This window comes from Okeania sp. SIO2B9, from assembly GCF_010672505.1.
GTDB classification, from domain to species: domain Bacteria; phylum Cyanobacteriota; class Cyanobacteriia; order Cyanobacteriales; family Microcoleaceae; genus Okeania; species Okeania hirsuta.
This window is the reverse complement of the sequence record NZ_JAAHGK010000369.1, coordinates 1-6,005: the sequence shown is the minus strand read 5'-3', so window position 1 is coordinate 6,005 and position 6,005 is coordinate 1. Positions and strand designations below refer to the sequence as shown.

Annotated in this window: 4 protein-coding genes and 1 tRNA gene; 4 read left to right on the top strand and 1 reads right to left on the bottom strand. The window is 36.0% G+C overall.

Going from position 1 to position 6,005, the window contains the following annotated elements; genetic code table 11:
• Nucleotides 1-591 precede the first annotated feature (591 nt).
• Nucleotides 592-1,317 (bottom strand): hypothetical protein, encoded by a 726-nt coding sequence (locus tag F6K13_RS14650; protein ID WP_124146088.1) that lies wholly within the window; start codon nt 1,315-1,317, stop codon nt 592-594.
• Nucleotides 1,318-1,390: 73 nt separating this feature from the next.
• Between F6K13_RS14650 and F6K13_RS14645 the strand changes: the two genes are divergently transcribed.
• The 4 genes from F6K13_RS14645 to prmC all read left to right on the top strand — a co-directional run bounded on the left by F6K13_RS14645 (nt 1,391) and on the right by prmC (nt 5,989).
• Nucleotides 1,391-1,942: a GNAT family N-acetyltransferase gene (locus F6K13_RS14645; protein WP_124146087.1), complete on the top strand. Its 552-nt coding sequence runs from the start codon at nt 1,391-1,393 to the stop codon at nt 1,940-1,942.
• Nucleotides 1,943-2,353: 411 nt separating this feature from the next.
• Nucleotides 2,354-2,427, top strand: a tRNA-Pro gene (locus F6K13_RS14640).
• 1,871 nt (nt 2,428-4,298) lie between these two features.
• Nucleotides 4,299-5,048, top strand: coding sequence for a Tic22 family protein (locus tag F6K13_RS14635; RefSeq protein WP_124146086.1), 750 nt, complete (start codon nt 4,299-4,301; stop codon nt 5,046-5,048).
• Between the two features lie 35 nt (nt 5,049-5,083).
• Nucleotides 5,084-5,989, top strand: a complete 906-nt coding sequence (gene prmC, locus F6K13_RS14630) for a peptide chain release factor N(5)-glutamine methyltransferase (protein ID WP_124155466.1) — start codon at nt 5,084-5,086, stop codon at nt 5,987-5,989.
• Nucleotides 5,990-6,005: the final 16 nt, after the last annotated feature.

Sequence of the window (6,005 nt, the reverse complement as noted above, 5' to 3'; positions counted from 1 at the left end):
CTATTGTCAACAAGCGCAATAAAACCCGGTTTATTGATAATTACCCCTAGTTTATTGACGAGATGCGTTTGCCCTGAGGGTAGGATTTAGGAATCAGGAAGACCAAGTCAGGATAAATGGGAATTGATGTGGGTAATGGATAGACTTAATAATAGGGGTTAACGGCCGTCAACCCCTACAAATGGCCTATAATTTTGTTTTTTGGGTAATTCCTATAGGTAAGTTAGGACATAAAAGAGAGAAATGTTTTTCCCACTTTTCCCAGAGACGGTCACTTCAGGGAGTGGAGTATGTCAACTCCACGTACAACACAGCTTTGGTTAAAGAGAGCCAGGGTGTTTTAATTCCTGGATTAGAGTACAGAATTCTGATACAGCAGATTCGGTTGTACATGAGATACAAATATTAACGTTTGCTAACTCAAAGCTCCCCTAACAGATGTTCCCATAACAGGCAAGAAGTCCGCACTGGATACTCACGCCTGATCAAATCTGCTGTATTTAGATTCCTTTTGCCTTTTTGGTTGTTATTTTTACCTTTGGTAATTTCGGTAATAATTTCTTTCACCACTTCATGTTTAATTTCTACACATTAGTATCTTTCTCCCATCAATCTTTGTCGCATACCTTCAGCAATTTTTTGGCCTAAGTATTCTGGAATCAAACTTTCATTAGGCCCCAAAAGATAAAGAATAAGACGAGTTCGCCCACGCCAAACTAATAGGTTGGCGTTAACTACTAACAAATCTTCTTGCCAGATGGCATACATAACTTTATAGAATAGACCTGGTTGATTATCTGCTTCAATCAATAGTGCTGGTAGATGAAATACAGGATCGACATAAAATTCTGTCGCTACTTCTTCTAAACCACTATCTAGATTAAACTCTACAGCTAACATTTCTTCTACCTCGAAACGGCCTGCCAGTGATTCTTGGATGGCACGACAAACATTTTCTGAGGTTTTCTCTGTTAGTGCTTTGCCCCCCCTAGATATTACTAATTTGATAAAGACCAACATCGGTGGGTAAATTTGTCCATAAAGACTGAGGCTATGAATAGTTAGTCCATAGGCAGCTAAGACCCCAAAAATATCACTGAGCAAAAATGATTGATTTCGGTAGGTAAAGTGCAGGGCACTTTTGCTGCCTTCTGGTTTTAGTTCTATTACAGCTTGTTTACTTTTATACAGTTGATATGCTAACTTCAAATTTTGCAGTTGGATATCACTACTTACAAATTGCTCATAAAACTGTGGAAACGCTCGGTTGAAGCGCTTTAGCAGTTCTAGTGTTGATGATTTTAAACCCGGAGCCATAATCGAAGAGAGGGAACGGGATATATACTATCTAATAATGTCATCCAACTTCTACTAACTTAACCACGCCTGCATGGGTTTTTGGAAAAATTTGTTTAGCGGCTCTGAGCCAACATCTCACCCTCAAAATCCAGATTATGAGGGATACACTACTATTGGGGAAGGAAAGGCTTCTTCTCAAGCTGTTCGTTCACCTAATAGAAGTAATGGACGTATATTTTTTAGTACAGATCGAGACATAGATATATATGAACTTGAAGAACTCTGTAATGCTGTTGGTTGGTCTCGCCGCCCATTACGCAAAGTAAAAAAGGCCATTCAACATAGTTTTCTTGTTGTCTCTATGTGGCAGATGCGAGGCAGTCAAAAAAGACTGATTGGCTTTGCCAGAGCAACATCAGACCATGCTTTTAATGCCACTCTTTGGGATGTAGTTGTTCATCCTGATGTCCAAGGCAAGGGCTTGGGGAAAGCATTGATGAAGTACATCATCAAAAAACTTCGTAGCGAGGATATCAGCAATATCACCTTATTTGCTGACCCTCATGTTGTTGATTTTTACCACAATTTAGGTTTTATCTCTGACCCAGAGGGAATTAAAGGAATGTTCTGGTATCCAGATTAGCTGTTTTTGATTGGATCAAAATTATGATTAACCAAATAATATTCTAATAAATCTAGAATTTAGATTTTTTTAGCATGGGCATTTTTCTCACTTTTAACTTATTTAAATATATGCAGAATGTATTATTAGTTAGTCAAGAAGGTTGATTAACGTTTATATGGGTAGCTTAAAGGCCTTAGATACTAACTAAGTTTTGAGGATACTTTAAATTTGTCTCCTGTAAAAACTCAATTGGTATATTATTTCTAGTGCGATGCTCCTGTAGAATCTAAAATCTAGAGATAATGATTCAAGGATTTTTGTTCCTAAAAATTTCCTGAATATATGGGCAAATTTGTTTGGTGTAAAATTTTTTTTGAATTTTTTTGCACAACTTGTGAAAATTGAGCTATAATAAATTTATAGTTCAACCGGGATGTAGCGCAGTTTGGTAGCGCGCCTGCTTTGGGAGCAGGATGTCGCAGGTTCAAATCCTGTCATCCCGATAATTACAGAATTACAAATAAATTAGGTATAAACATTTAAAACCTCACCCTGAAGCACAGAAATTTAAATAAAACTTTTTTGGGCATCTTGTCTACCCCGGCTATACCTTGCTGAGATGAAATCTTCTAATCTTCTAAAGTTTAGCTCTACTTATCTAGTGGTCTTTAGACATTTTATCTGATATAAAGTAGCTGTTTGCGTAGCATGACCTAGGAACAGTCAGTCCAGGCAAGGAAAAAATGTCAAAGCCATAAAAATGGCTAAAATCCTTATCGCTACTGGATTTATACCTTTTTGATCTCAAAACCTCTGTTTGTATAGATTTAAGGACTTTTTTTGCCTGATTTTTGTCTATAGCAGGGAATAATAAATTGGTAACAGTGGGAAAAACATTTTCCCTTATTGGGATCATCATCTGCATAAGTCCTAATCTACTAACTATTGCTATAAATCCCAATAGACATCTCCAGAAAAGAGGGAATAGGGAATAGGGAATAGGGAATAGGTATGGAGGGGGAAATAACTGATAATTTCTGTACGATAATTGATTTGATTTTGGATTTTTACCAGATGTCTAATAGTTAGTAGATATAGCAATGTGCGCTGGCATATTTACACATTATTTTTTGTACACCTTTTCGCTTACTGCACTTTGAGCTGGACATTGTAAATACCTGAGCGCTCATTGCTATAAGTTTTCAAAAGTCACTAGGCTAATATTCTAGTGAGCTAAGTCCGGCTTATCAAATAGATTTATAACTTTTCGCTGTTCCCTGGTCTCTATTTTCAATCATATACTATGTTCCTTAGGTCCAAAATATTAAATTAATTTTGCACAGTTACTTAGTCTTTGTAGTCTACTCAAATTAAAACAACTATAGAACCCATTTGATATCTATTTAAAAAGATATGGGAAGACGGGGATATAGGGAAGTAGAGAGTATTTTTCAATCTGCTTGGTGCCCGTTCCCTTCTCTTGGTCGGCGTTCCCATGGCGAGACGCGGGTTCACATCCGCCTTTTCCCTTATGTCTTCTCTCCATCTCCTGACTCAGTCCTCCTGACTCCTGGTAAAAAAAAAGCGGGTCGCAGACATTAATACCAAATGGGTTATATAAACAGATACACTCCCTCGTTTGTTAAAAAGCTGAGTGCTGAACGCTAATAGCGACATGCTTTCCTATTCTCAATGTAGTTATAGTTTTGAAAATTAATCTATACATTCCGTTGGATGAGGCAAAAAATTTTGAATTTTAGTCGATAGCTTAACCTAGAATTGAATAATTTATAATTTAACCCTCCTTTAGGAGAAAGACTATGTCTTAAGTATCTGTAAACTACTATGTTTTTATTTATTGTTAGCTTAAGCAAATGAAAAAATTGTGTTATAATCAACTACAGTTATAACTGTTTTTCCATCAATCATACTCCTATGGTTGTCAATTTACTAATGTGGTAAATTAATCATAGATTAGCTTTTATCTAAAATAACAATTTTCGTAAAATTTATAATTCAGTGAAATTAAAAGCATAAAATTAAACTATTTTTATGATTAATTAAAATACTGTTTGAGATCAAGTAATCGCTCAATTCCATAATTTAATTTTTCCAAAAATAATGATTTTATTGAATTATTAATTAATCACAGCTAAATATGTTTTTAAAACGGTAAAAAAATCAGGATATCTTAGTAAACTATGGAATAAATATTTTGATGATTGATGTGATAGTTAAATCTTAAAAAGATTAAATCATGTTTATTAGTGGCTTATTGAACAAATTAACATGATATTTTCATGTCTATCTGTAAGTTATTTGATGTTCATAACTTTTATTTTTGCTGCATTATTTTAAATAATTTGGAGAATCTATGAAATCATTAATTCGCCTAAGTGTAGTGTTAGGAATAGTAACTAGCACTTTGATAAGACCTTCTGTCAAAGATATGTCTGCATTAGCGCTATCTGCAGAAGAAGTCTTGCAGAAGTTAACTCCTGTGCCTGTATTTACAATAACCGATCAAAATGGCTCTCCTCTTGTAGCTTCTATCAAAAAAGAAGGTAATGAAAATTCTTCTGTGGCAGGGGTTTTTATTAGTAAGAGTGATGCAGATGCTTTTGTAGAAAAATTAAAAGGAGAAAATCCTGATTTGGCAGCTACGGTTAAGGTAGTGCCTGTATCTCTGGGTGAAGTTTATGAAATGAGCCAATCTAGTCAGAATAATCAGCAAAAGCTACAGTTTGCTTATGTTCCAATTAAGAGGCAGGTTGAATCTGCGAAGATTTTACTTGAGCAAAATGGTCAGGATGTTAACCAGTTCAATGGAGTACCTTTATTTATGGCTAAAGGTGGACCTGATGGTGGATATTTAACTATTCAACGTGGGGAACAACAAGTTATTCCTATGTTTTTTAATAAGGAAGATTTGCAGGGAATGTTGGAGCGAGCTAAGACTCAACAACCTGATGTTTTTTCTTCTGTGAAAATTGAAGTTGTGAATCTTGAAGGTGTAATTAAGGCCCTGGAGAAAGATGACGATCCTTTCTTAGAAAAAATTATTTTTATTCCTCCCAGGGAGTCTTTAGAGTTTGTACAACAGTTAAAACAATCTGGTAATTAATAAATTAAAATTTCAATTTTCAGCGATCGCGATTAATGGACTTTTCTTCGGAGTGTGTAGTTTCAGGTCTAGACCTTTGGCAATGGTATCGCAGTGCTCAGAGTGATGGTTTAAAGGCAGGTATCTATGTTGCTGAGGTTGATTGGTTGTTGCAAGAATTTGCTGGACTAGATCGATTAACGCTTCGTTTAGAGTCTTTTAAAGATTGGCCTAATATTTCAATGAGGCTTTCTTTAGTTGAGTTGAATAATCTTTGGTATAGACGTTTAAATGAAAAGGTTCCGCTTCAATATTTAATAGGGGTTACTTATTGGCGGAATTTTTCTTTGGAGGTGGATTTTGGGGTTTTGATACCAAGGCCAGAAACAGAGTGTTTAATCGATCTGGTTGTAGCAGCTACTAATAGTGTTTCCCATCTTCAACAAGGAATTTGGGTAGATATGGGAACTGGTAGTGGGGCGATCGCTTTTGGGTTGGCAGAAGTATTGACAGATGCTTCTATCTATGCTGTGGATTGTAGTTCAGAAGCTTTGGCTATTGCTAGACAGAATGGGACAAAATTGGGTTTAGGGAACAAGATAAATTTTTGTCAAGGTTCTTGGTGGGAACCATTGGAGCATTTGCGAGGTAAAGTGAGTGGAATGGTGGCTAACCCTCCTTATATTCCTAGCGATATGGTTTCTACTTTGCAACCAGAAGTCAGGAAACATGAGCCTCATCTTGCTCTTGATGGTGGTATTGATGGCCTAGAGTTTATTAGATTTTTGATTGAAACAGCTCCACTATATTTAGTTTCTGGTGGTGTTTGGTTGGTGGAGGTGATGAGTGGGCAAGGGGATAAGGTTGCTGAAATGTTGCAGGATAATGGAGCTTATTGTGGGGTTGAGATTTTTCCGGATATTGAGGGTGTTGATCGGTTTGCTATGGCTTATTTGAAGTAGCAGTTATTATTTTCTA

Bases quoted from the DNA above. Each gene is read 5' to 3' on its own strand.
- F6K13_RS14650 (WP_124146088.1), bottom strand. From the start codon at position 1,317: ATGGCTCCGGGTTTAAAATCATCAACACTAGAACTGCTAAAGCGCTTC.
- F6K13_RS14645 (WP_124146087.1), top strand. From the start codon at position 1,391: ATGGGTTTTTGGAAAAATTTGTTTAGCGGCTCTGAGCCAACATCTCAC.
- F6K13_RS14635 (WP_124146086.1), top strand. From the start codon at position 4,299: ATGAAATCATTAATTCGCCTAAGTGTAGTGTTAGGAATAGTAACTAGC.
- prmC (WP_124155466.1), top strand. From the start codon at position 5,084: ATGGACTTTTCTTCGGAGTGTGTAGTTTCAGGTCTAGACCTTTGGCAA.